Origin of the sequence: Nocardia alba NBRC 108234, from assembly GCF_001612665.1 — a bacterium.
GTDB classification, from domain to species: domain Bacteria; phylum Actinomycetota; class Actinomycetes; order Mycobacteriales; family Mycobacteriaceae; genus Nocardia; species Nocardia alba.
This window is the reverse complement of sequence record NZ_BDAX01000008.1, coordinates 45640-68120: the sequence shown is the minus strand read 5'-3', so window position 1 is coordinate 68120 and position 22481 is coordinate 45640. Positions and strand designations below refer to the sequence as shown.

Annotated in this window: 20 protein-coding genes; 16 read left to right on the top strand and 4 right to left on the bottom strand. The window is 68.6% G+C overall.

Annotated elements, in window-relative coordinates:
• The first annotated feature begins 1 nt into the window (after position 1).
• Positions 2-1753 carry an acyl-CoA dehydrogenase family protein gene (locus NA12_RS10305; RefSeq protein WP_067448757.1) on the top strand — a complete coding sequence of 584 codons (1752 nt, stop codon included), beginning with the start codon at positions 2-4 and terminating at the stop codon, positions 1751-1753.
• Between the two features lie 71 nt (positions 1754-1824).
• On the opposite strand, the gene NA12_RS10300 is transcribed toward NA12_RS10305, so the two are convergent.
• The gene (locus NA12_RS10300; RefSeq protein WP_067448754.1) at positions 1825-2256 is read right to left on the bottom strand and encodes a ferritin-like domain-containing protein; all 432 of its coding nucleotides are present in this window, start codon (positions 2254-2256) and stop codon (positions 1825-1827) included.
• Positions 2253-2951, bottom strand: coding sequence for a hypothetical protein (locus tag NA12_RS10295; RefSeq protein ID WP_307188344.1), 699 nt, complete (start codon positions 2949-2951; stop codon positions 2253-2255). Before NA12_RS10295 ends, NA12_RS10300 begins: the two co-directional genes overlap by 4 nt.
• Positions 2952-3169: 218 nt before the next feature.
• Between NA12_RS10295 and rimP the strand changes: the two genes are divergently transcribed.
• From rimP to NA12_RS10265, 7 genes are all read left to right on the top strand, one after another.
• Positions 3170-3802 carry a ribosome maturation factor RimP gene (gene rimP / locus NA12_RS10290; RefSeq protein WP_067448752.1) on the top strand — a complete coding sequence of 211 codons (633 nt, stop codon included), beginning with the start codon at positions 3170-3172 and terminating at the stop codon, positions 3800-3802.
• Positions 3799-4827, top strand: a complete 1029-nt coding sequence (nusA, locus tag NA12_RS10285; RefSeq protein ID WP_067448751.1) for a transcription termination factor NusA — start codon at positions 3799-3801, stop codon at positions 4825-4827. The genes rimP and nusA overlap by 4 nt, the downstream gene beginning before the upstream one ends.
• Before the next feature lie 69 nt (positions 4828-4896).
• Positions 4897-5208, top strand: coding sequence for a YlxR family protein (locus NA12_RS33060; RefSeq protein ID WP_084472637.1), 312 nt, complete (start codon positions 4897-4899; stop codon positions 5206-5208).
• A gap of 108 nt (positions 5209-5316) precedes the next feature.
• Positions 5317-8349, top strand: a complete 3033-nt coding sequence (gene infB, locus NA12_RS10280; RefSeq protein WP_067448748.1) for a translation initiation factor IF-2 — start codon at positions 5317-5319, stop codon at positions 8347-8349.
• Between the two features lie 98 nt (positions 8350-8447).
• Positions 8448-8741: a DUF503 domain-containing protein gene (locus NA12_RS10275; RefSeq protein WP_056811534.1), complete on the top strand. Its 294-nt coding sequence runs from the start codon at positions 8448-8450 to the stop codon at positions 8739-8741.
• Positions 8742-8753: 12 nt separating this feature from the next.
• The gene (gene rbfA, locus NA12_RS10270) at positions 8754-9200 is read left to right on the top strand and encodes a 30S ribosome-binding factor RbfA (RefSeq protein WP_067448746.1); all 447 of its coding nucleotides are present in this window, start codon (positions 8754-8756) and stop codon (positions 9198-9200) included.
• 119 nt (positions 9201-9319) lie between these two features.
• Positions 9320-10324: a DHH family phosphoesterase gene (locus NA12_RS10265; RefSeq protein WP_067448744.1), complete on the top strand. Its 1005-nt coding sequence runs from the start codon at positions 9320-9322 to the stop codon at positions 10322-10324.
• Here the strand turns inward: NA12_RS10265 and NA12_RS10260 are convergent.
• Entirely contained in the window at positions 10321-11481 is a 1161-nt protein-coding gene (locus NA12_RS10260) for an MFS transporter (RefSeq protein ID WP_067448742.1), read from the bottom strand. The two genes, NA12_RS10265 and NA12_RS10260, sit on opposite strands and share 4 nt — an antisense overlap.
• Before the next feature lie 410 nt (positions 11482-11891).
• Here NA12_RS10260 and NA12_RS10255 point away from each other — a divergent pair, with 410 nt between their 5' ends.
• The 5 genes from NA12_RS10255 to NA12_RS10235 all read left to right on the top strand — a co-directional run bounded on the left by NA12_RS10255 (position 11892) and on the right by NA12_RS10235 (position 17039).
• On the top strand, positions 11892-13241 hold the full coding sequence (locus NA12_RS10255; protein ID WP_067448740.1) for an MATE family efflux transporter: 1350 nt from the start codon (positions 11892-11894) through the stop codon (positions 13239-13241).
• Positions 13242-13390: 149 nt separating this feature from the next.
• On the top strand, positions 13391-14347 hold the full coding sequence (locus tag NA12_RS10250; RefSeq protein ID WP_132369653.1) for a metallophosphoesterase family protein: 957 nt from the start codon (positions 13391-13393) through the stop codon (positions 14345-14347).
• A 156-nt stretch (positions 14348-14503) separates the two neighbouring features.
• The gene (gene npt / locus NA12_RS10245; RefSeq protein WP_067448736.1) at positions 14504-15175 is read left to right on the top strand and encodes a 4'-phosphopantetheinyl transferase Npt; all 672 of its coding nucleotides are present in this window, start codon (positions 14504-14506) and stop codon (positions 15173-15175) included.
• Entirely contained in the window at positions 15175-16107 is a 933-nt protein-coding gene (truB, locus tag NA12_RS10240) for a tRNA pseudouridine(55) synthase TruB (protein WP_067448734.1), read from the top strand. The genes npt and truB overlap by 1 nt, the downstream gene beginning before the upstream one ends.
• 95 nt (positions 16108-16202) lie before the next feature.
• A complete protein-coding gene (locus tag NA12_RS10235; protein WP_067448732.1) occupies positions 16203-17039 on the top strand; it encodes a hypothetical protein in 837 nt (278 codons plus the stop codon).
• Positions 17040-17049: 10 nt separating this feature from the next.
• On the opposite strand, the gene NA12_RS10230 is transcribed toward NA12_RS10235, so the two are convergent.
• Positions 17050-17718, bottom strand: a complete 669-nt coding sequence (locus tag NA12_RS10230; RefSeq protein WP_174551069.1) for a metal-dependent transcriptional regulator — start codon at positions 17716-17718, stop codon at positions 17050-17052.
• A 195-nt stretch (positions 17719-17913) separates the two neighbouring features.
• Here NA12_RS10230 and NA12_RS10225 point away from each other — a divergent pair, with 195 nt between their 5' ends.
• The 3 genes from NA12_RS10225 to NA12_RS10215 all read left to right on the top strand — a co-directional run bounded on the left by NA12_RS10225 (position 17914) and on the right by NA12_RS10215 (position 21946).
• A complete protein-coding gene (locus NA12_RS10225) occupies positions 17914-18882 on the top strand; it encodes a bifunctional riboflavin kinase/FAD synthetase (RefSeq protein ID WP_067448729.1) in 969 nt (322 codons plus the stop codon).
• A 127-nt stretch (positions 18883-19009) separates the two neighbouring features.
• Positions 19010-19279, top strand: a complete 270-nt coding sequence (gene rpsO / locus NA12_RS10220) for a 30S ribosomal protein S15 (RefSeq protein WP_056811493.1) — start codon at positions 19010-19012, stop codon at positions 19277-19279.
• Between the two features lie 393 nt (positions 19280-19672).
• Complete coding sequence (locus NA12_RS10215; RefSeq protein WP_067448728.1) at positions 19673-21946, top strand: polyribonucleotide nucleotidyltransferase; 2274 nt, start codon at positions 19673-19675, stop codon at positions 21944-21946.
• The last annotated feature ends 535 nt before the right edge of the window (positions 21947-22481 follow it).

Here is a 22481-nt window from a genome sequence, read left to right as displayed (position 1 = left end):
CATGACGAGTTCGCCCAGCCTGCTGTTCAACCCGGCCACCTACGACCCGCAGCACTTCGACACCGAGACCCGGCGGCTGTTGAAGGCCACCATCGAGTGGTTCGAGTCCAAGGGCAAGGCGCAGCTGCTGGCCGAGGATCGCGGCGCGGTGTGGACCTCGGAATTCCTCGAGTTCGTCGGCAAGGAGAAGCTGTTCGCGACCTTCCTGACCCCGGCCGCCTACGCCGATGGCGACCCGAACAAGCGCTGGGACGCGGCGCGCAACGCCGCGCTGGCCGAGATCTTCGGGTTCTACGGACTCGCGTACTGGTACGCCGAGCAGGTCACCATCCTCGGCCTGGGCCCGATCTGGCAGAGCGACAACGAGGCAGCCAAGCGCCGGGCCGCCGCGGATCTCGACGACGGTCAGGTGATGGCGTTCGCGCTGTCGGAGCGCGACCACGGCGCCGACATCTACAACACCGACCTGATCCTCACCCCGAGCGAGCCGGGCAGCGCCGACGCCGAGGCGGGCATCCTGTTCCGGGCCAGTGGCGAGAAGTACTACATCGGCAACGGCAACGTCGCCTCGATGGTGTCGGTGTTCTCGCGTCGTGCCGACCTGGAGGGCCCGGCCGGCTACATCTGGTTCGCCGCCGACAGCCGCCACGACGACTACCACCTGATCGAGAGCGTCATCCATGGTCAGATGTATGTCAGCCACTTCCGGTTGGCGAACTACCCGGTGACCGCTGCCGACCTGCTCCACGAAGGGCCGGAAGCCTTCTCCGCCGCGCTCAACACCGTCAACGTCGGTAAGTTCAATCTCTGCCACGGCGGCATCGGCATGGTCGAGCACTCGTTCTTCGAGGCCATCACCCACGCCAACAACCGCATCCTCTACGGCAACCCGGTCACCGATTTCGGCCACGTCCGCGGCAATTTCGTCGACGCCTACGCGCGGTTGATCGCGATGAAGCTGTTCAGCGACCGTGCCGTCGACTACTTCCGCAGCGCCTCGCTCGAGGACCGCCGCTACCTGCTGTTCAACCCGATGACCAAGTCCAAGGTCACCTCCGAGGCCGAGGTCGCCATGACCCTGCTGCTGGATGTGCTGGCGGCCAAGGGGTTCGAGAAGGCCACCTACTTCGCGCAGGCCTCGCGCTACATCAACCACCTGCCGCGCCTCGAGGGCACCGTGCACGTGAACGTGGGCCAGATCCTGAAGTTCATGCCGAACTACCTGCTCAACCCGAAGGAATACCCGGCGATCGGCACCGACCTCGCACCCGGCGACCAGCCGTTCTTCTGGGAGCAGGGTCCGGCGCGCGGCGCGGGCAAGGTGCAGTTCGCCGACTGGACCCCCGCCTACGAGCAGGCCGCCGAGGTCCCCAATGTCGGCCGGTTCTACGAGCAGGCCCAGGCGCTGCGCAGCCTGCTGCTCACCGCGGCCCCCGATGCGGACCAGCAGAAGGACCTGGACTTCATGCTCACCATCGGCCACCTGTTCTCCACGGTGGTCTACGGACAGCTGATTCTCGAGCAGGCCGAGCTCACCGGGCTCGACCGCGATGTGCTCGATCAGATCTTCGACTTCCAGATCCGTGACTTCAACGCCCAGGCGGCGGCACTGCTGGGTAAGCCGTCGGTCACCGAGGCTCAGCGCGCCTGGGCGATCGGGGCCCTGCGCAGCCCGGTGCCCGATACCGAGCGTTTCGGCCGGGTGTGGCAGCAGGTGGCGGCCTACGACGGCGCGTACGCGATGCGCCCGTAGTCGGGTTCCACGGTCGCGGGTGGGTCGCCGATCCACCCGCGACTGTGTCCTGCCCCTCGAAGCGGCGGTGCCTACGCTCGCCCGGGGAATGCGACGGTGACCGGGACCGCTCCCAGGATCGCCTGCCAGCGGGCGCGGCGAACGGCGGCGTCGGTGAGTGCCTCCGTCGCGGTGGCGCGCACCGATTCGTCGGTGGCGTTTTCGACGACCGCGTACCACGCCGCGGCGCAATCGGATTCGACGCTCACCGCCAGATGGGCCGCCGGGATCGGATCGTCGACCGGAGCGGGCGGGGTATAGGCGGCGCGGGGGGCGTCCGGTGCTGTTCCCTCTGCCTCGAGTAGCTCGACCGTGGCGTCGCGGCGGGCTCGATGCGCGGCGCTGAACTCGGCGACCAGGCGCGACCGGTCGGCGTTGGCGTACGCGGCGATCAGGCCGTAGGAGTAGACAGCGGCATGCTCGGCGTCGAGCGCGTTCTGCAAGCTCTTGCGCTGTTCGGTCATGTCAGCAGGACTCCTGCCTGGGTGGCGCAGGCCGCGCTGATCGACGCGAGAAGCCCGGCGCGATAACCGGATTCGGTGCGAGCCAGGGCGGCGGCGGACTGTTGGGAGCGGACCAGCTGATCACGAACCCCGTCGAGAGTGCTCGGTTGCGCCGACGCGGTCTCGACCTCCGAGGCCGGGACCGGGGAACCGCCGGGACCGGGCACAGTCAGCGCGCCCGTGCGATGGACGGGTGTGGTGCCGTCCCCGTAGACGCCGATCACCCGGTCGATCTCGGTGCGAAGCGCGTCGGCGTGCGCGGTGCGCTCGGTGGCGATCGTGCTCAGCGCGGCATGGGAACCGGGTGCCAGCGCGATCGCCGCCGTCGCGGCCGCGGCGTCGGCACGAGCCAGGACTTCTTGCGCGGCAAGAGGATCCGGCGGGTGCACGGTATCGTCCTCGGCGCAGGCGGCCAGCGCGGCCACCACGGGAAGGCCGACAGCGCTCGCGCCGACGAGCCGGAGCAGGGTGCGGCGGGGCCACGTCGACGGGGTGTCGAGCCGTGCCGGCGAAAGCGGTTGCGTCGGTGTGGGATGCGGCACTGCCGCGGCTGGGCGCGACGCGGTCACGCCGGTGGGAACCGGCGCCGGACCGGCGAGCCGCGCGCCGGCGAGCTCGACCCGTAACGGAGCGGGTTCGTGCCGGTCGGAGTGCATGCCGGAAGGTCGCCCGGCTCTCGGCGGGACGGGATGGCGGTGGGGCACGTGCACCATCGTGCCAGATCGCGCGTGCGCGGTGACGCGCCTCTGGCTCGCCGAGTCGGACCGGTGCGTGGCGCTCGTTGCCTGGTCCTTTACACTCTCTGAGCGCGTTACGCTAGACCTTCGGCGTAGATATTTCCGATCGCGTCACAACTGAACCAGGAGCCGCCCATATGCCGATGCCCACCGAGGAAAGGGTGAGCCAGCTAGTCGCTGAGCTCGTCGCACGCCGGGGATTCGACCTCGAGGGCGTCGCGATCGCGGCCGCGGGCAATGGCGAGTTGGCTCCGGTTCGAGTGAAGGTCACCGTCGACAGCGACGGCCCCGCCGACCTGGACGCCATCGCCGCGCTCAGCCGTGAGATGTCCGAATTTCTCGATGCCGCAAACGATTTCGGCGAAGCCGCGTATCTGCTCGAGGTGACGACACCCGGCGTGGAGCGCCCGCTCACCACCGACCGGCATTGGCGGCGCGCACAGGGCCGCAAGGTTCGGGTCAAGCTGGCCGACGGCGCCGAGCGAGTCGAGGGCAAGGCCCGATTCGACGCGCGCGTCGGACCGCTCGCCGCCGACGCCCCCACCATCGCACTCGTCATCGGCGGCAAGGCCAAGCCGCACCGCGTTCATGTTCCCCTCGCCGATATCGCCGAGGCTGTCGTCCAGGTCGAGTTCAACGCACCGGGCGCCGCCGAACTGGAACTGGCGGGCGGTATCGCACCGGGTCGCCCGGTACCGGGCGAGGAACCGGCCGACCTCACCGCACCAGGACAACACAGTGACACTCCCACCGAAGGGGTTGCGGAATGAATATTGAAATCGAAGCCTTGCGGGCGATCGTCGCCGACAAAGGCATCTCGATCGAGACCGTGATCTCGGCGATCGAGTCGGCACTGCTCACCGCCTACCGGCACACCGACGGCCACGAGGCCAACGCGCGCATCGACATCAACCAGAAGACCGGTGTGGTGCGGGTGATGGCGCGCGAACTCGACGGCGACGGCAACCTCGTCTCCGAATGGGACGACACCCCGGAGGGTTTCGGCCGCATCGCCGCGACCACCGCCCGCCAGGTGGTGCTGCAGCGGCTGCGTGACGCCGAGAACGAGAAGTCCTTCGGCGACTTCGCCACCCACGAGGGCGAGATCGTCGGCGGGGTGGTCCAGCGCGACGCCAGGGCCAACGCCCGCGGCATCGTGGTGGTCCGCATCGGCAGCGAGGCCAATGGCGCCGAGGGGCTGATTCCGCCCGCCGAACAGGTGCCGGGGGAGACCTACGAGCACGGCGACCGGATCAAGTGCTACGTCTACGGCGTCTCGCGTGGCCCGCGTGGCCCGCAGATCCAGCTCTCGCGCACCCACCCGAATCTGGTGCGGCGGCTGTTCTCGCTCGAGGTACCCGAGATCGCCGACGGCTCCGTCGAGATCGTCGCGGTGGCGCGCGAGTCGGGGCATCGCTCCAAGATCGCCGTGCAGTCCACCGTGCCCGGGGTGAACGCCAAGGGCGCGTGCATCGGCCCGATGGGTCAGCGCGTGCGCAACGTGATGAGCGAGTTGGCGGGTGAGAAGATCGATATCATCGACTACGCCGAGGATCCGGCGACTTTCGTCGGCAATGCGCTCTCGCCGTCGAAGGTGGTTTCGGTCACCGTCGTCGATCCCGATGCCAGGGCGGCACGCGTGATCGTGCCCGACTTCCAGCTCTCCCTCGCCATCGGCAAGGAGGGCCAGAATGCCCGTCTGGCGGCCCGTCTGACGGGTTGGCGCATCGATATCCGCAGCGACGCGGCTCCGCAACCGGACGACTCCACCCGGCCGGAACCGCACCGTAGCTGATCCGAACACGTCGAATCCCGACCGGCGGATGACATGTTCGTAACTTCCGGAGGGGAGGGGTTCGTCGTTATGACCGGGTCACCGGTAGAGTGGGTACAGGATCGGCCCGCGCAATCCGTTCGCACCTGTATCGGATGCCGTCAGCGTGAGCCATCTGCCGACCTGTTGCGGATCGTGGCGCAGCATCGGAACTCCGATGTCGCGATTGTTCCCGATCCGCGGCGCAGACAGCCCGGACGGGGTGCATGGCTGCACCCCGTTTCAGTCTGTTTGCGTTCCGCAGAGCGGCGCCGAGCATTCGGCAGAGCCCTACGAGTGTCCGGAAATCTGGATATCTCAGCCCTGGAGCAGTACCTCGAGAACAGGCACGAGCACTCATGAGCACACCGTGAAGCACCAACGATGAACGTCCGTCGGAGATAACCCGAGGTCGTGCGGGCCCGCCTTACCTAGGCGGCGTCACTGCTCGGCCTCTCAGTGAGGAGAGCAGTGGCAGGCAAGGCCCGCGTGCACGAGTTGGCTAAAGAGCTCGGTGTCACAAGCAAGGAACTACTCGCGAAGCTCAAGGAGCAAGGCGAGTTCGTGAAATCGGCGTCCTCGACGGTGGAAGCGCCCGTCGCCCGTCGTCTGCGTGAATCTGTGGCGTCGAAGTCCGCTCCGGCGGCCGATGCCAAGCCGGCGGCCCGTCCCGGTCCGTCGCCGGCCTCGGCAGCCCGTCCGGCTGCCAAGCCCACCCCCGGTGGTGGCCCCCGCCCCGGTCCGCGTCCGACTCCGGCCGCGCCCGCCCCGGCAGCCGCTGCCGCGCCGGTCGCGCCGAAGCCCGAACCGGTCGCCCCGGTCGAGGCCAAGCCCGCTACCCCGGCACCCGCGAGCCCGGCTCCGGCCGCCGCGGCGCAGGCAGCTCCGGCGGCCAAGCCCGCGGGCGCTCCGGCACCCGGCCCGCGTCCGACTCCGGCCGCGCCGCGTCCGGCGCAGCCGCCCGCCGCCGGTCAGGCCCGTCCGGGCCAGGCCACTCCGGGTGCTGCCGCGCCCGGTCCGCGTCCGGCCGGTCCCGGCCCGAAGCCGGGGCCCAAGGCTCCGCGCGTCGGCAACAACCCGTTCAGCTCGGCGCCCGATCGTGAGCGTCCGGCACCGCGTCCCGCCCCGCAGGGTGGCCCGCGTCCGACTCCGGGTCAGGGCGGTCCCCGTCCGGCTCCCGGCCAGGGTGGCCCGCGTCCGGCTCCCGGTCAGGGCGGTCCCCGCCCCGGTCAGCAGGGTGGTCAGGGTCAGCGTCCGGCCGCCGCGCAGGGCGGCGCCCCGCGTCCCGGTGGTCCCCGTCCCAACCCGGGTTCGATGCCTCCGCGTCCGAACCCCGGTGCCATGCCCGCGCGCTCCGCACGTCCCGGCCCCGCGGCCGGTGGCCGTCCGGGTCGTCCCGGTGGCGCTCCCGGCGGTGGCGGCGCAGGCCGTCCCGGTGGTGGCGGCGGCGGTGGCGGTTACCGCGGCGGTGGCGGTGGCGGCGGTACCCCCGGCGCTCCCGGTGCCGGTGCTCCCGCTGCCGGTGGTTTCCGTGGTCGTCCCGGTGGCGGCGGCGGTCGTCCCGGTGGTCCCGGTGGCCGTGGTGGCGCCGCGGGTGCGTTCGGTCGTCCCGGTGGCGCGGTTCGCCGTGGCCGTAAGTCGAAGCGGGCGAAGCGCGCCGAGTACGAGAACATGCAGGCTCCCGCCGTCGGTGGCGTGCGTCTGCCCCGCGGCAACGGCGAGATCATCCGTCTCGCCCGTGGCGCGTCGCTGTCGGACTTCGCCGAGAAGATCGACGCGAACCCCGCTGCTCTCGTGCAGGCACTGTTCAACCTCGGTGAGATGGTCACCGCGACCCAGTCGGTGAACGACGAGACCCTCGAGCTGCTCGGCGGCGAGATGAACTACGTCGTCCACGTGGTCAGCCCCGAGGACGAAGATCGCGAACTGCTGCAGTCGTTCGACCTCACCTACGGCGAGGACGCCGGCGGCGAGGACGACCTCGAACACCGTCCGCCGGTCGTGACCGTCATGGGTCACGTCGACCACGGTAAGACCCGACTGCTCGACACGATCCGTAAGGCCAACGTCGCCGAGGGCGAGGCCGGTGGCATCACCCAGCACATCGGTGCCTACCAGGTGCTCACCAACCTCAACGAGGAAGAGCGTCTGATCACCTTCATCGACACCCCGGGTCACGAGGCGTTCACCGCCATGCGTGCCCGTGGTGCGAAGGCCACCGATATCGCGATCCTCGTGGTCGCGGCCGACGACGGCGTCATGCCGCAGACGGTGGAGGCGATCAACCACGCGCAGGCCGCTGATGTGCCGATCGTCGTCGCGATCAACAAGATCGACAAAGAGGGTGCGAACCCGGACAAGATCAAGCAGCAGCTCACCGAGTACGGACTGGTCACCGAGGAGTACGGCGGCGACACCATGTTCGTCAACATCTCGGCCAAGCAGGGCACCAACATCGATCAGCTGCTCGAAGCCGTGCTGCTGACCGCGGATGCCTCGCTCGACCTGCGGGCCAACCCGGACATGGACGCTCAGGGTGTCGCCATCGAGGCGCACCTCGACCGCGGCCGTGGCCCCGTGGCCACCGTGCTCATCCAGCGCGGCACGCTGCACGTCGGTGACTCGATCGTGGCGGGCGACGCCTACGGTCGCGTCCGTCGCATGGTCGACGAGCACGGCGAGGACGTCCACGCGGCGACCCCGTCGCGCCCGGTCCAGGTCATCGGTTTCACCTCGGTGCCCGGCGCCGGTGACAACCTGATCGTGGTCGAGGAAGACCGCATCGCCCGTCAGATCGCCGATCGCCGCAACGCACGCAAGCGCAACGCGCTGGCCGCTCGCAGCCGCAAGCGGATCAGCCTGGAAGATCTGGATGCCGCGCTGAAGGAGACTTCGGAGCTCAACCTGATCCTCAAGGGCGACAACTCCGGTACCGTCGAGGCCCTCGAAGAGGCCCTGCTCGGTATCGAGATCGACGACGAGGTGCGCCTGCGCGTCATCGACCGCGGTGTCGGTGGTGTCACCGAGACCAACGTCAACCTGGCGTCGGCCTCCAACGCGATCATCATCGGCTTCAACGTCCGCGCGGAGGGCAAGGCCACTGAGCTGGCCAACCGCGAAGGCGTCGACATCCGGTACTACTCGGTCATCTACCAGGCGATCGACGAGATCGAGAAGGCCCTCAAGGGCATGCTCAAGCCGATCTACGAAGAGGTCGAGCTGGGCCGCGCCGAGATCCGCGCGATCTTCCGTTCGTCGAAGATCGGCAACATCGCCGGTTGCATGGTCACCTCCGGCTCGGTCAAGCGCAACGCCAAGGCGCGCCTGATCCGTGACGGCCGAGTGATCGCGGAGACGATGACCATCTCCTCGCTCAAGCGGGAGAAGGACGACGCTCCTGAGGTTCGCGAAGGTTTCGAGTGCGGTATGACCGTCACCTACAGCGACATCAAGGACGGCGACATCATCGAGGCTTACGAGCTTCGGGAAAAGCCGCGCGACTGATCAACGAATACCGGTTCGATCCACGCCGCATCCGATTCCTCGGGTGCGGCGTGGAGTCTTGCCCCCGAACCGACCCATCTACCAGGAGGTGAGCACCGCTGTTCATCGGTGCGCTCGAATTCGATCTACTGCTCGGTGACGTGCATTCGCTCAAGGAGAAGCGGTCGGTGATCCGGCCGATCCTCGCCGAGCTACAGAAGCGCTTCGGCGTGAATGCCGCCGAAGCCGGAGATCAGGACCTGCACCGCCGGGCACTGCTCGGGGTGGCCATGGTCAGTGCGGAGACGGGACACCTGAACGAGGTGCTCGACAAGTGTGAGCGGCACGTTGCCGCGCGTCCGGAGATAGAGTTGCTGGCAGTACGCCGCCGGATCTTCGGACCCGAAGACTAGGGAGGTATCGCCATGGTTGATCAAGCCAGGGCACGCCGGCTCGCCAAGCGGATTTCCGCGATCGTGGCCACCGCGATCGAATACGAGATCAAGGATCCGCGACTGCGGTTCGTCACCGTCACCGATGCCAAGGTGACCGGGGATCTGCGTGAGGCGAACGTCTACTACACCGTGATGGGCGAGACCATCGACGCCGAACCCGACTACGCCGAAGCCGCCGCCGGACTCGACGCGGCCAGGGGCGTGTTGCGGTCCAAGGTGGGCGCGGGTACCGGGGTGAAGTTCACCCCGATCCTGTCTTTCACTCTCGATAAGGTGCCCGAGGTGGCCCGCGAGATGGAAGAGTTGCTCGCGCGAGCGCGCGCCATCGACGACGAGGTGGCCAAGGTCGCCGCCAACGCCAAGCACGCGGGCGAGGCCGATCCGTACAAGGCCGATCGCGACGACGAAGACGAGTAGGCACCCATGTCCGGTCAGCGCCCCGAGGCGGTAGCGCGAGTGACCACGCAGGGTGCGCGATGCTGCCCGGTGGGCACTGCCCTGTCGGGTCGACGACCGGTGCCCGTCGTGGACGCCGGATGACGGGCGTGCACGACGGGACCGAGCTCGGCACCGTCGTCGCCGCGCTGGCGGCGGCGCGGTCGGTGACGATCCTGTGCCACGTGCAGCCCGATGCCGATACCGTCGGGAGCGGGCTGGCGCTGGCGCTGGCGCTGCATCGGCGAAAGGTGCCGGTGTGTGTGTCCTTCGCCGAGCCCGCCGAGCTGCCCGCCTCGTTGCGCACACTGCCCGGTGTGCAGCTGATCGTGCCGCCCGCGCGGGTGCCCGCCGAGGTCGACCTGTTGATCGTCGTCGACTGCGGCGCGCGCAGCCGTCTCGGCGCGCTCGCCGACCGATTACCCGGTGCGGCGATGTCGGTGGTGATCGATCATCATCGCGCCAACGACGGTTTCGGCACCGTCGACCTGATCGACGAATCAGCGGCCTCGACCACCGAGTTGGTGACCCGGCTGCTCGACGCCTGGGGCGTGGAGATCGACGCACCCATCGCGCACTGCCTGTTCGCGGGCCTGGTCACCGATACCGGCTCCTTCCGCTGGGCCCGCCCCGGCAGCCACGCCTTGGCCGAGCGCCTGCTCGCCACCGGCATCGATGGCACCGAGATCACCCGGGTCCTGCTCGACACCCACCCCTACGCCTGGCTCCCGATGCTGTCGAAGGTGCTGTCCACCGCCGTGGTGGTGCCCTCCGCCGCCGGGGTCGGTCTGGTCTACGCGCTCGTGCGCGCCGGCGATACCCACGCCGTCGGCCCCGAAGAGGTCGAGAGCGTCATCGACATCATTCGCACCACCGCCGAAGCGGGCATCGCCGCCGTCTTCAAAGAAGCTCGCGGCAACAACGATCGCTGGACGGTCTCGCTGCGGTCCCGCGACTCGGCGCCCTGCCGCACCGACGGTATCGACGTCGCCGCGGTGGCAGGGGTTTTCGGCGGCGGCGGCCACCGCTTCGCCGCCGGCTACACCACCTATGGCAACGCCGGAGATGTTGTTCGCGCCTTGATCACCGCGCTGGACCGGCCCTAGATCGTGGCCCCTGGTCGGCGTAGGCGCAGGGCCAGGGGGACGCCGAGGATCGTGGTGGCGGCGCACAGGGCGAAGGCCAGGGCAGGCCGGTCTACCAGCAGGCCCGTCAGGCCGGCCACCACGAGTCCACCGAGGTTGCCTGTCATCCAGATCAGTCCGGCTGCGGTGCCTTCCGCCGCGCCGGTGTGACGTTCGGCCATGGCCAGGACGATCGGAAGCGCGGGCAACAGTGTCAGGCCGATGAGGACGAAGGCCAGCGCACCCGTCACCAGGCCGGGGGCGAGCGCGACCAGCAGGCAGGCGGCGGCACTGGCGGTGAGACCGACCATCACGGCGGGCAGTTCGATGCCCCGGCGCAGGACGGCGACGGGGAGCACCGCGCAGCCGACGACACCGGCCACGACGTTCACCAGCAGCACGATGCTGGCCGCGTCGGCGCTCACGCCGGAGGGTTCCAGCAGCGCCTGGCCATAGGTCGCCAACGCGACGAAGGTGCCGAAGGGAAAGAACACGGCGACGCAGAGCCGGCGCACATACCGGTCGCCGAGGGTCGCCCGAAGCGCGGCCACCGATGTCGAGGTGCTCGCCGAGGGCCCGGTCCCCGCGCGCATCAGTTCGACGGTCAGCGCGACCGCGGCCACCGCGGCGAAGATCGCGCCGACCGCGGTCAGGGTGGTGAGCTGGCTTTCCGTGGGCAGCGCCGCGCCGAGCACGAACGCCGCCGCCATCCCGGCGAAGGTGCTCGCGGTGCCGACCGCGATACCGGTGGGCCGGTCCTTCTCGTCGAGATAGTGCCCGGCGATGCCGGTGATCGCGTTGAGCACCAGCGGTTGCGCGACGGCGACGACGGTCTGACCGATGAGCACGATCGCGAAACCGCCGTCGAGCAGACGTAGCGCCGCACCGATCGCGGTGAGGACCGCGCCGGCGATCAGGCTGGGACGAAACCAGCGATCGAGTGCGATGCCGGCGGGCACCGCCAGCAGCACGTAGAGCAGTGGGAACATGTTCGCCAGCCACCCGATGGCGGACTCGGAGACACCGAAGTGCTCCGCCGCCACGGTCGTCACCGGCGCGTAGGTGAGCCACACCAGCTGGGTGGCCGCCCCGACCAGAGCGAATGCCGTGATCACGCGCCATCGCTGCACAAACACCATGCTCGATCCTGAGTTGTCCGGGCGAACCAGGCGTCCGCGGTTTGTCATCGTCGCACCTGAGCTGGGCGGGCGACCAATATCACTCCTCATAGTGCCTGCCGTCCACCCGTCTTACCTGTGATTTCATGCCGATCTGTAGGTATCGTGCGATCGGCGGCTCGCTACGGAGCCGGTACGCGACACTGTCGCTGACCGACCCCGCCGCACCAGCCACCGCCCGGTCACTGCTCCCCGGGCTGCGAACATCGGGGAGCGAGGGTCGTGCCGGTGATCGGCGAGATCTCCCTGGTGGTGACGCGCGCTCGGCGATGTCGTCGGTGGCGTGTGCCACCATCGGCGGGTCGGCAGCGCGTTCGCGCCAGAAGAGTTCTTGGTGACTGTGGGAGGTCGGTGTGGGGTCCGCTGAACCGATGGATGCGGTCGCGACCGGCGAGGTCGACCGGGCCGGGCCGCGGCGCATTCTCGGCATCGCCGTGCCCACCCTGGGCGTGCTGGTCGCCGAGCCGCTGTATCTGCTCTTCGACCTCGCGGTGGTCGGCAGGTTGGGGGCGTTGGCACTGGCCGGGCTCGCGGTCGGCGCCGTGATCCTCGGATCGGTGAGCACGCAGCTCACGTTCCTGTCCTACGGCACGACCGCGCGCGCGGCCCGCAGGCACGGGGCGGGGGACCGGGCGGGCGCGGTGGAGGAGGGTGTGCAAGCGAGCTGGGTGGGCGTCGCGATCGGTCTGGTGATCGTCGCGGTGATCCAATTGTTCGCGGTGCCACTGTGTTCGGTGCTCGCCGGTGGCGGGGAGATCGCCGACGAGGCGCTGAGCTGGGTGCGGATCGCGCTGTTCGGGGTGCCGCTGATTCTGCTGTCGATGGCGGGCAACGGATGGATGCGCGGCGTGCAGGATGTGCGGCGACCACTGACCTATGTGGTGGCGGGCCTTGCGCTGTCGGCGGTGCTGTGTCCCGTCCTGGTGTACGGACTGCTCGGTGCGCCCCGGATGGAGCTGGCCGGTTCGGCGGTGGCCAATCTCGTCGGGCAATCGGTCTCCGGCGTGCTGTTCGCCTATGCCCTCCTGCGTGAACGTGTTTCGCTGCGCCCGCGCATCGCGGTGATGCGCGCGCAACTCGTTCTCGGCCGCGACCTCATCGTCCGCAGTCTGTCCTTCCAGATCTGCTTCGTCTCCGCCGCTGCGGTGGCCGCCCGTTTCGGCGCCGCGTCCGTCGCTGCCCACCAGTTGGTGCTGCAACTCTGGAATTTCCTCGCCCTGACCCTCGACTCGCTCGCCATCGCCGCCCAGACCCTGGTCGGTGCGGCCCTCGGTGCGGGTAATGCCCACGGCGCCAAGATGATCGCGCGCCGGGTCACGATCTGGTCGGAGATCTTCGCCCTGTTCCTCGCCGCCGCTTTCGCCGCGGGGGTGACCGCGATCCCGCTGCTGTTCACCGATGACCCCCAGGTCCTCGACCGCGCCCACGTGATCTGGTGGTTCTTCGTCGCCATGATCCCGGTGGCGGGCGCGGTGTTCGCTCTCGACGGTGTCCTGCTCGGCGCGGGCGACGCCGCCTTCCTGCGCAGCGCGACGCTCGTCGCCGCCCTGACCGGCTTCCTGCCGCTGATCTGGTTGTCGCTGATCTTCGACTGGGGCGTCGCGGGAATCTGGTCGGGCCTGGTCGTGTTCATGCTGCTGCGATTGATCGCGGTCCTCGCGCGGGCGAAGTCGGGCCGCTGGGCCAGAGTGGGCGCCGACATCCCGAGCGGGGCCGCCTGACTCAGCGCGGGTAGGGGCATGTCGATCCAACGGATGTCCGGTCGGGTAGTCCACTTCCGGGGTTGCTCGATCTGCTCGTGGCCGAGGCGCTCGACGCGCAGGGGTGAACCCGCCGGTGCCGTGCGCCCGAGGTGTGTCACTGTGGACAGGTGATTCCGAAGTTGATGGCGGTCAGCGATGTGCACGTGGGGCATCAGGGCAACAAGCCGGTGGTGGAGCAGATCGTTCCCGATTCGCCCGAGGACTGGCTGATCGTCGCCGGTGACGTGGGGGAGAAGGCCGAGGAGGTGCGCTGGGCGCTGCAGTTGCTGCGCGGTCGGTTCGCCAAGGTGATCTGGGTGCCGGGTAACCACGAGCTGTGGACCACGCCGAAGGATCCGGTGCAGATGCACGGCGCCGCCCGCTACGACTACCTCGTCGCGATGTGCCGTGATCTCGATGTCGTCACCCCCGAGGACCCGTTCCCGGTGTGGACGGGGCAGGGAGCCGAGAAGTACGGCGGCCGGGTCACCGTGGCGCCGATGTTTCTGCTCTACGACTATTCGTGGCGACCGGCGGGCACGAACACCAAGGCGGAGGGCCTGGCGCTGGCGCGCGAACGCAATGTCGTGGCGACCGACGAGTTCCTGCTGTCCCCCGACCCGTACCTCACCCGTGACGCCTGGTGCCACGCCCGCGTCCAGTACACCCAGCGCCGCCTCGACGCGCTGCCCGCGGACACCCCGCTGGTGATGATCAACCACTTCCCCCTGGTCCGCCAGCCCACCGACATCCTGTTCTACCCGGAGTTCTCGCTGTGGTGCGGCACCGACCTGACCGCCGACTGGCACACCAGCTATAACGTGATCTGCTCGGTCTACGGCCACCTCCACATCCCCCGCACCACCTACTACGACGGTGTCCGTTTCGAAGAGGTCTCCCTCGGCTACCCCCGCGAATGGAAACGCCGGGGCATGCCCGACCCGCTGCTACGCCAGATCCTGCCCGAACCGGTCTACGCCGAAGGCGACCTGAATTCCTGGGGCGGCCACTTCAAGGTCACCCCGGAAATGGAAGCCGCGGCCACCGAGATGCGCGAGAAGGCCGAACGCAGGCGAGGCATCTGACACAGCGAATTTGCACCGGAACCCCTCGCCTGATTTCGTAAGGACATCGGTAACTCACCGGGCACGAGCGAACCCGCCCACCCGGTACCGCCGGACGCCATCGCTGACCCAACCAGCGCCGAGGTCTGGCCAAAATACGCGGAGAGGCGGATAGGCGTGCTGGAGAGGATTTTGCCGAGGAGTGTGGCTTCGGCGGAGTTGCTGGTGTTCCCGGAGGATCTGACGGCGCACCCCGCCGAGGAGCACCTCATCGCCAAGGCCGTCGAGAAGCGCCGCCGGGATTTCATCGGTGCCAGGCACTGTGCTCGCCTCGCCCTCGAACAGCTCGGTGAGCAGCCCGTCGCGATCGGCAAGGGCGAACGCGGCATGCCGCTGTTCCCGCGCGGCATCGTCGGCAGCCTCACCCATTGCGACGGTTACCGGGCCGCCGCGATGGCGCACTCGCTGCGGTTCCGCTCGGTCGGTATCGACGCCGAACCGCACGACACACTGCCCGAGGGCGTGCTCGATTCCGTGAGCCTGCCCGCCGAACGCGAATGGCTGTCGGATACCCCCGGCGAGGGCCTGCATCTGGATCGGCTGCTGTTCTGCGCCAAAGAGGCCACCTACAAGGCCTGGTTTCCGCTGACATTGCGCTGGCTCGGTTTCGAGGACGCGCACATCACCTTCGAGATCGACTCCCGCACAGACGATTCGGGCTCCGGTACTTTTCACACGAAGCTGCTCGTGCCCGGCTCGGCGAAAGACGGCGGCGCCGCGCTGACCGAGTTCGACGGCCTCTGGCTGATCGCCGACGGGCTGATCCTGACCGCGATCGCACACGGCTGATGGCCGCGCGAGTGTCGCGGGTGGGCGAGCTGGGCGGGCTCGTGATCGTCGACAAGGACAGCGGGCTCACCAGTCACGATGTCGTGGCGCGCAGCCGAAAGCTGTTGCAGACCAAGCGGGTCGGTCACGCGGGCACCCTCGACCCGATGGCCACCGGGGTGCTGGTGCTCGGGGTGGAACGGGGCACGAAACTGCTCGGCCAGCTCCTGCTCACGACCAAGGCCTACACCGCGACGATCCGCCTCGGCCAGGCCACGAACACCGACGACGCCGAGGGTGAGGTCACTGCCACCACGCCCGCGCTGCACGTCACCGACGACGAGATCGCGGCGGGCGTCGCGGCCCTGACCGGGGACATCGACCAGGTTCCGGCCACGGTGAGTGCCATCAAGGTCGACGGCGAGCGGGCCTACGCGCGGGTGCGCGCCGGCGAAGAGGTGCAGCTGGCCGCCCGCCGGGTCACGGTGTCGCGCTTCGATATCCTGGCCCGGCGCGATATCGCCGATGGTGAATTCGTGGACCTCGATGTCGCGGTCGAATGCACCTCCGGCACGTATATCCGTGCCCTGGCCCGCGACCTCGGCGCGGCGCTCACGGTAGGCGGACACCTGACCGCCCTGCGTCGCACCAGAGTCGGGCCCTTCACCCTCGAACACGCCCGCACCCTCGAACAACTCGCGACCGCTGTCGACGCCGAGCAGCCGCTGCTCAGCCTCGATATCGACGCCGCCGTCCGTACCGCCTTCCCGCTCCGTGACATCGACGAATCGCAGGCCACCGACCTGCGTACCGGTCGCTGGCTCGAGCCCGTCGGCATCAAGGGCGTCTACGCCGCGATCGACCCCAGGGGCCGGGCCATCGCGCTCCTGGAGGAGAGCGGTAAACGCGCCGGCTCGGTGATGGTGGTGCGCCCGAGGGGAATCGGCGACTGACGGGTCCGCTGTCAGGGGCGCTGAACAGCGGATAACATCGTGCCCGGAACCGGCGATAGCGAAGATGTATGGATTTTCGCGTCGGAGGGGCGGACATGGCTGCGATCGGGAAGATCTGGATCGGTGTCGTCGTCGGTGTGACGATAGTGGTCGCGGGCTGTGGTGTGGGCGATCCGCAGGCGCCGGGAACGAGCTCGGCGCGTCCCACCACCACGAGCGCCGCGCCGATCTCGATCGCCACGCCCAGCGTCGCTCCCGCCGCGACGCCCGCCGTTCGGCCGGGTGCCACGTCGCTCGGCCACCCGGTGCCTTCGGTGGGTGCGCCCACCGCACCGGCGACGACCGTGCGACCGCCCGAACCGGCGACCGGCACCGTGGTGCTGCGCACCGTGACGCTGTCCGGTATCCCCGTTCCCGGTGTGCCGGTGTACTTGTCGCTGCAGCAGCCGTGTGATCCGTCGGGCAACGACATCCCGGTCGGCGAGACGGCGGAAACCTCGCGCCGCGACGGAGTCACCGACGAGCAGGGCCGCGCCGCCTTCGTCACCGAACTCGGTTGCTATCGCTTCGGCATGACCGCCCCGGCCGGAACGAACCCGGTCCCCGAGGGCATGCACTCGCTGTTCCTGGTCGCCCAGGGCGGCACGGTCACCGGTCAGCTGCGTTTCCAGGACATCGCGCCCGAGCCCGCCGCCTGTGCCGAATCCACCATCGAAACCGAACTCGGCGTCGATCCGGGACCGGTCGCCACGATCCCCGATTGCGACGGGAAGTGGGGTGTCATCCGCTGGAATACCCCCGGCGACAATCAGCGCGTCATCACCCGCACGTCGGGAACCTGGACCACCTATGTTCGGTTCCCCCACGACATCTGCTGGTCCCGGGCCGCCGCCGACGGCGTTCCCGACCGGCTCCGCACCTACTTCTGCTGATCCAGCAGAACTAGGTGGTGATCCAGATCGCTTCGGCGGCAAGGGTTCCCAATTCCGTGGGAGCTTCGGACGACTCGATGCGGACGGCGATGGTGCCGGCGAAATCGCGGCGCTCGGCCACTTCGATCGTGGTGTCGAGCGCGATACCGACGGAGTCGAAATAGCGCAGCATCGCGGGGTCGGAGTCGGAGATGCGGGCCACCCGGCCGGACTCGCCCGCGGCGAAGTCGCTGAGCTGACGGGCGGGGGGAGTGGGCACAGCGCCGTCGGAGGACGGGATGGGGTCGCCGTGCGGGTCGCGGTCGGGGTGGCCGAGTTTCGCGTCGATCCGGGACATGAGCAGGTCGGAGACGGCGTGTTCGAGTACCTCGGCCTCGTCGTGCACCTCGTCCCAGCCGTAGCCGAGTTCGTTCACCAGGAAGGTCTCGATCAGCCGGTGGCGACGGACCATCGCGATCGCGGCGCGACGGCCGTGTTCGGTCAGGGTGATCGCCCCGTAGCGGGCGTGCTCGACCAGACCCTGATCGGTGAGCTTGCGCACCGCCTCCGACACCGTCGAGGCCGACACGCCGATCCGCTCGGCCAGCAACTTGGTCGACACCTTCTCCTGCGACCACTCCTGGGCGGTCCAGATGACCTTCAGATAGTCCTGTGCCACCGCCGACAGCTCGGTCGCGATCGCGGCGGCGAGTTCGGCCTGCTCGGCGGGTTGCGTCAGCGCCTTACGGGTGGCGACATCTCGTTTGGCTGGCACATCACCAATGTTAGGCAGTCCTGGCCCGAATGACACATCGACGAACCGGCACGCCGCGCACCGGCGATCCGCCTCACACCGGAATTCTGTTCGGGCACCGCTGTGCGTAGGCTTCGCTCTGTGCAGAGATGGCGAAGTCTCGACGACGTGCCCGCGGACTGGGGGCGTTGCGTTCTCACGATCGGCGTGTTCGACGGGGTACACCGGGGGCACGCGCAGCTGATCAGCCGCGCGGTCGCCGCGGCGGGCAAACGTGGCGTGCGCTCGGTTCTGATGACCTTCGATCCGCACCCGATGGAAGTGGTGCGACCAGGTTCGCATCCCGCCCAGTTGACGACGCTGACCCGTCGCGCGGAGCTGGCCGAGGAACTCGGGATCGACGTGTTCTGCGTGATGCCGTTCACTCAGGAATTCATGAAGCTCACCCCGTCGGAATACGTGCACGACCTGCTGGTCGAACGTCTGCACGTGACCGAGGTCGTGGTCGGCGACAATTTCACGTTCGGCAAGAAGGCCGCGGGCACCGTCGACACGATGCGCGAACTCGGCGAGCGGTTCGGCTTCGAGGTCGACGGGGTGACCCTGCTCGGCGAGCACGCCGTCACGTTCTCCTCCACCTACATCCGGGCCTGCGTCGACGCGGGCGATATGGGCGCGGCCGCCGAGGCGCTCGGGCGCCCGCATCGTGTCGAAGGTGTCGTCGTGCACGGGGACGGTCGCGGTCGCGGGCTGGGTTTCCCGACCGCCAATGTCGCCCCACCGATGCACGCGGCGATCCCGGCCGACGGGGTCTACGCGGGCTGGTTCACCGTGCTCGGGGCGGGCCCGGCCATCGGCGACGCCGCACCCGGCGAGCGCGCGATGGCCGCGATCTCGGTCGGCACCAATCCCACGTTCTCGGGCCGCTCACGCACCGTCGAAGCGTTCGTCCTCGACGGGGAGGCCGACCTCTACGGCCAGCACGTCGGCGTCGATTTCGTCGAACAACTGCGCGGGATGCGCAAATTCGACACCATCGACGATCTGGTCGAGGCGATGGGCCGCGATGTCGAGGCCGCGCGCAAAGTTCTGACCGCCGCCGACGCTTGATCCCGGTTTCAACTACCCGTTGCGGGTCGCGTACAGTGGCTCCTCGGGTTTGCTGCGGTCCGCGGTGGCGCCCATCCCGGGTAACCGGACCTTCGAGCGCGGAACTGAAAAATAGGAGTCGAGCCACATGGCGCTGACCACTGAGCAGAAGTCGGCGATTCTCGCCGAGTACGGCCTGCACCCCACCGACACCGGCTCGCCGGAGGCGCAGATCGCGCTGCTGTCGAAGCGGATCTCGGACCTGACCGAGCACCTGAAGCAGCACAAGCACGATCACCACACCCGCCACGGCCTGCTGGCCCTGATCGGTCGTCGTCGCCGCCTGTCGAAGTACCTGCAGGCCAACGACATCAACCGCTACCGCTCGCTCATCGAGCGCTTGGGTCTGCGTCGCTGATCTGAATCAGACACGCCTCCTCGTCGAGGCGGTCGACACCTGGCCAACGGGAAGAAGTACACTTCTTCTCGTTGGCTATTCGTGTATTCGGGGACCATCGGGTTCCCGGCTGCATTACAACATGTGACAGCCGTGTGCATCCGTCCGCGTGGCGTCGGTCTTCGGTAGTGGCCTTTCGGCAGGCGTTTCGCTCGCCGCCGTCGGGCTTCGATCGATGATCGCCTCCGCGTTGCCCCTTTTGTGGAATGTTCCAGCCAAGGGGATACGGCCGGGTGCTGCGCGTGGACGCCAGGAGGGTTTCCACGTGTCCGTGTCCGGTACGGCTGACGAATAGCTGGTTCGCGCCCACATGGTGCTGCGCTCCAGCGAGACGAGAGGTCGAGAGAAGAGAATATGACGCAGACAACTGAACGCCCTTCGACTGCGGTCGAGGTCGAGCCCGGAGTTTTCGAATCGGTCGCGCTGATCGACAACGGTAGCTTCGGCACCCGCACCATCCGCTTCGAGACCGGCCGTCTGGCCAAGCAGGCCGCGGGTTCCGTCGCCGCCTACCTCGACGACGAGACCATGCTGCTGTCGGCGACGACCGCAGGCAAGCACCCCAAGGACCAGTTCGACTTCTTCCCGCTGACGGTCGATGTCGAAGAGCGCATGTACGCCGCGGGACGAATCCCCGGCTCGTTCTTCCGTCGCGAGGGCCGCCCCTCCACCGACGCGATCCTGACCTGCCGCCTGATCGACCGGCCGCTGCGCCCGACCTTCATCGACGGTCTGCGCAACGAGATCCAGGTCGTCGTCACGGTCCTGAGCCTCAACCCGGCCGACCTCTACGACGTGGTGGCCATCAACGCCGCCTCGGCGTCGACTCAGCTCTCGGGCATCCCGTTCTCCGGCCCGATCGGTGGCGTGCGCGTCGCCCTCATCAGTGGCCAGTGGGTCGCGTTCCCGACCGTCGAGCAGCTCGAGGGCGCCGTGTTCGACATGGTCGTCGCGGGCCGCGTCACCGACACCGGCGACGTCGCCATCATGATGGTCGAGGCCGAGGCCACCGACAAGGTCATCGCGCTGATCGAAGACGGTGCGCAGGCCCCGACCGAGGCCGTCGTGGCCGAGGGTCTCGAGGCCGCCAAGCCGTTCATCGCGCGCCTGGTCCGTGCCCAGGCCGACCTGGCCACGCTCGCCGCCAAGCCGACCCAGGAGTTCCCGCTCTTCCCGCCTTACGGCCCCGACGTGTTCGAGGCTGTCGAGGGCACCTCGAAGGTCGAGCTGAACCAGGCGCTGAGCATCGCCGACAAGCAGGCCCGTGAGGCCCGCATCGACGAGATCAAGGCCGAGGTGCTGTCTCGTCTGGGTGACGACTTCGCCGGTCGCGAGAAGGAACTGGGTGCCGCGTTCCGCTCGGTCACCAAGAAGCTGGTTCGCCAGCGCATCCTCACCGACGGTTTCCGCATCGACGGCCGCGGCCTGGCCGATATCCGTCAGCTCTCCGCCGAGGTCGACGTGATCCCGCGCGCCCACGGTTCGGCGATCTTCGAGCGTGGCGAGACCCAGATCATGGGCGTCACCACCCTCGACATGGTGAAGATGGCGCAGCAGGTCGACTCGCTCGGCCCGGAGACCTCCAAGCGCTACATGCACCACTACAACTTCCCGCCGTTCTCCACCGGCGAGACCGGTCGCGTCGGTTCGCCGAAGCGTCGCGAGATCGGCCACGGCGCGCTCGCCGAGCGTGCGCTGATGCCGGTGCTGCCCTCGCAGGAGGAGTTCCCCTACGCCATCCGTCAGGTCTCGGAGGCGCTGAGCTCCAACGGCTCCACCTCGATGGGTTCGGTCTGCGCCTCGACGCTGTCGCTGCTCAACGCCGGTGTGCCGCTGAAGGCGCCGGTCGCGGGTATCGCCATGGGCCTGGTGTCCGACACCATCACCAACGACAAGGGTGAGGACGAGGTCCGCTACGTCGCGCTCACCGACATCCTCGGCGCCGAGGATGCCTTCGGCGACATGGACTTCAAGGTTGCCGGTACCCGTGACTTCGTCACTGCCCTGCAGCTCGACACCAAGCTCGACGGTATTCCCTCGCAGGTCCTCGCGGGTGCGCTGAACCAGGCGCACGACGCCCGGACCACCATCCTGGACGTGATGGCCGAGGCCATCACCGACCCCGACGAGATGAGCCCCTACGCCCCGCGCGTGACGGCCATCAAGATCCCGGTCGACAAGATCGGCGAGGTCATCGGGCCCAAGGGCAAGATGATCAACCAGATCACCGAGGAAACCGGCGCCAACATCTCCATCGAGGATGACGGCACCGTGTTCGTCGGTGCGACCGATGGGCCGTCGGCCCAGGCCGCGATCGACCTGATCAACGCCATCGCCAACCCGCAGCTGCCCAAGGTCGGCGAGCGCTTCCTCGGCACGGTCGTCAAGACCACCGCCTTCGGTGCGTTCGTATCGCTGCTGCCGGGCCGCGACGGTCTGGTGCACATCTCCAAGCTGGGCAACGGCAAGCGCGTCGCCAAGGTCGAGGACGTGGTCAACGTCGGCGACAAGCTGCGCGTGGAGATCGCCGATATCGACAACCGCGGCAAGATCTCGCTCGTCCCGGTCGAGGACGAGGCCGCTGCCGCCGAACCGGCCGCCGTCGAGGAGACTGCCGACGCCGAGTAGGCGCCGCCGCTACTGACCGAAACCCCCGCCGATTCGGCGGGGGTTTTGTCGTTTCCCGGCTTCGCGCATCTTCGTGATCTGGATCACGAAGATGCAACGGTGATGCAACGTTGTGTCGCCTAGTGTGACCGGACACAGTGAGAACCTGTGCTGACAGCCGTGCCGCAGCCCACCACAGTGGTGCACCGCCCGCTGTCGGCTCGGCGTACGCGGTCGGATCGCTGGACCGTTCTCAGCGCCGGGAAATGAGTGCCCCAACCTTGATTTTGACTGAATCTGGTCCGGTTTATTGTTGAAACGAATACGCTTCTCCTCGTGTTCGGACGCGTGGTTCAGGTGTCGGGGTTGACGATGGAGGTCGGGAGATAACCGAGTCATTGCTGGTTGCGTGGCGGCGAGCCGGATTGCCGCGATCGTGTCATAGCCGATCGCGCTGAATCCGGGGTCAGCGGGCGGATTCCGGGCAGGGTGCCCGAGGTTGGCCGCCCCCGCGCCGATTCACCTCATCCCGGGTGCGAACCGGGAGTTCCGAGAG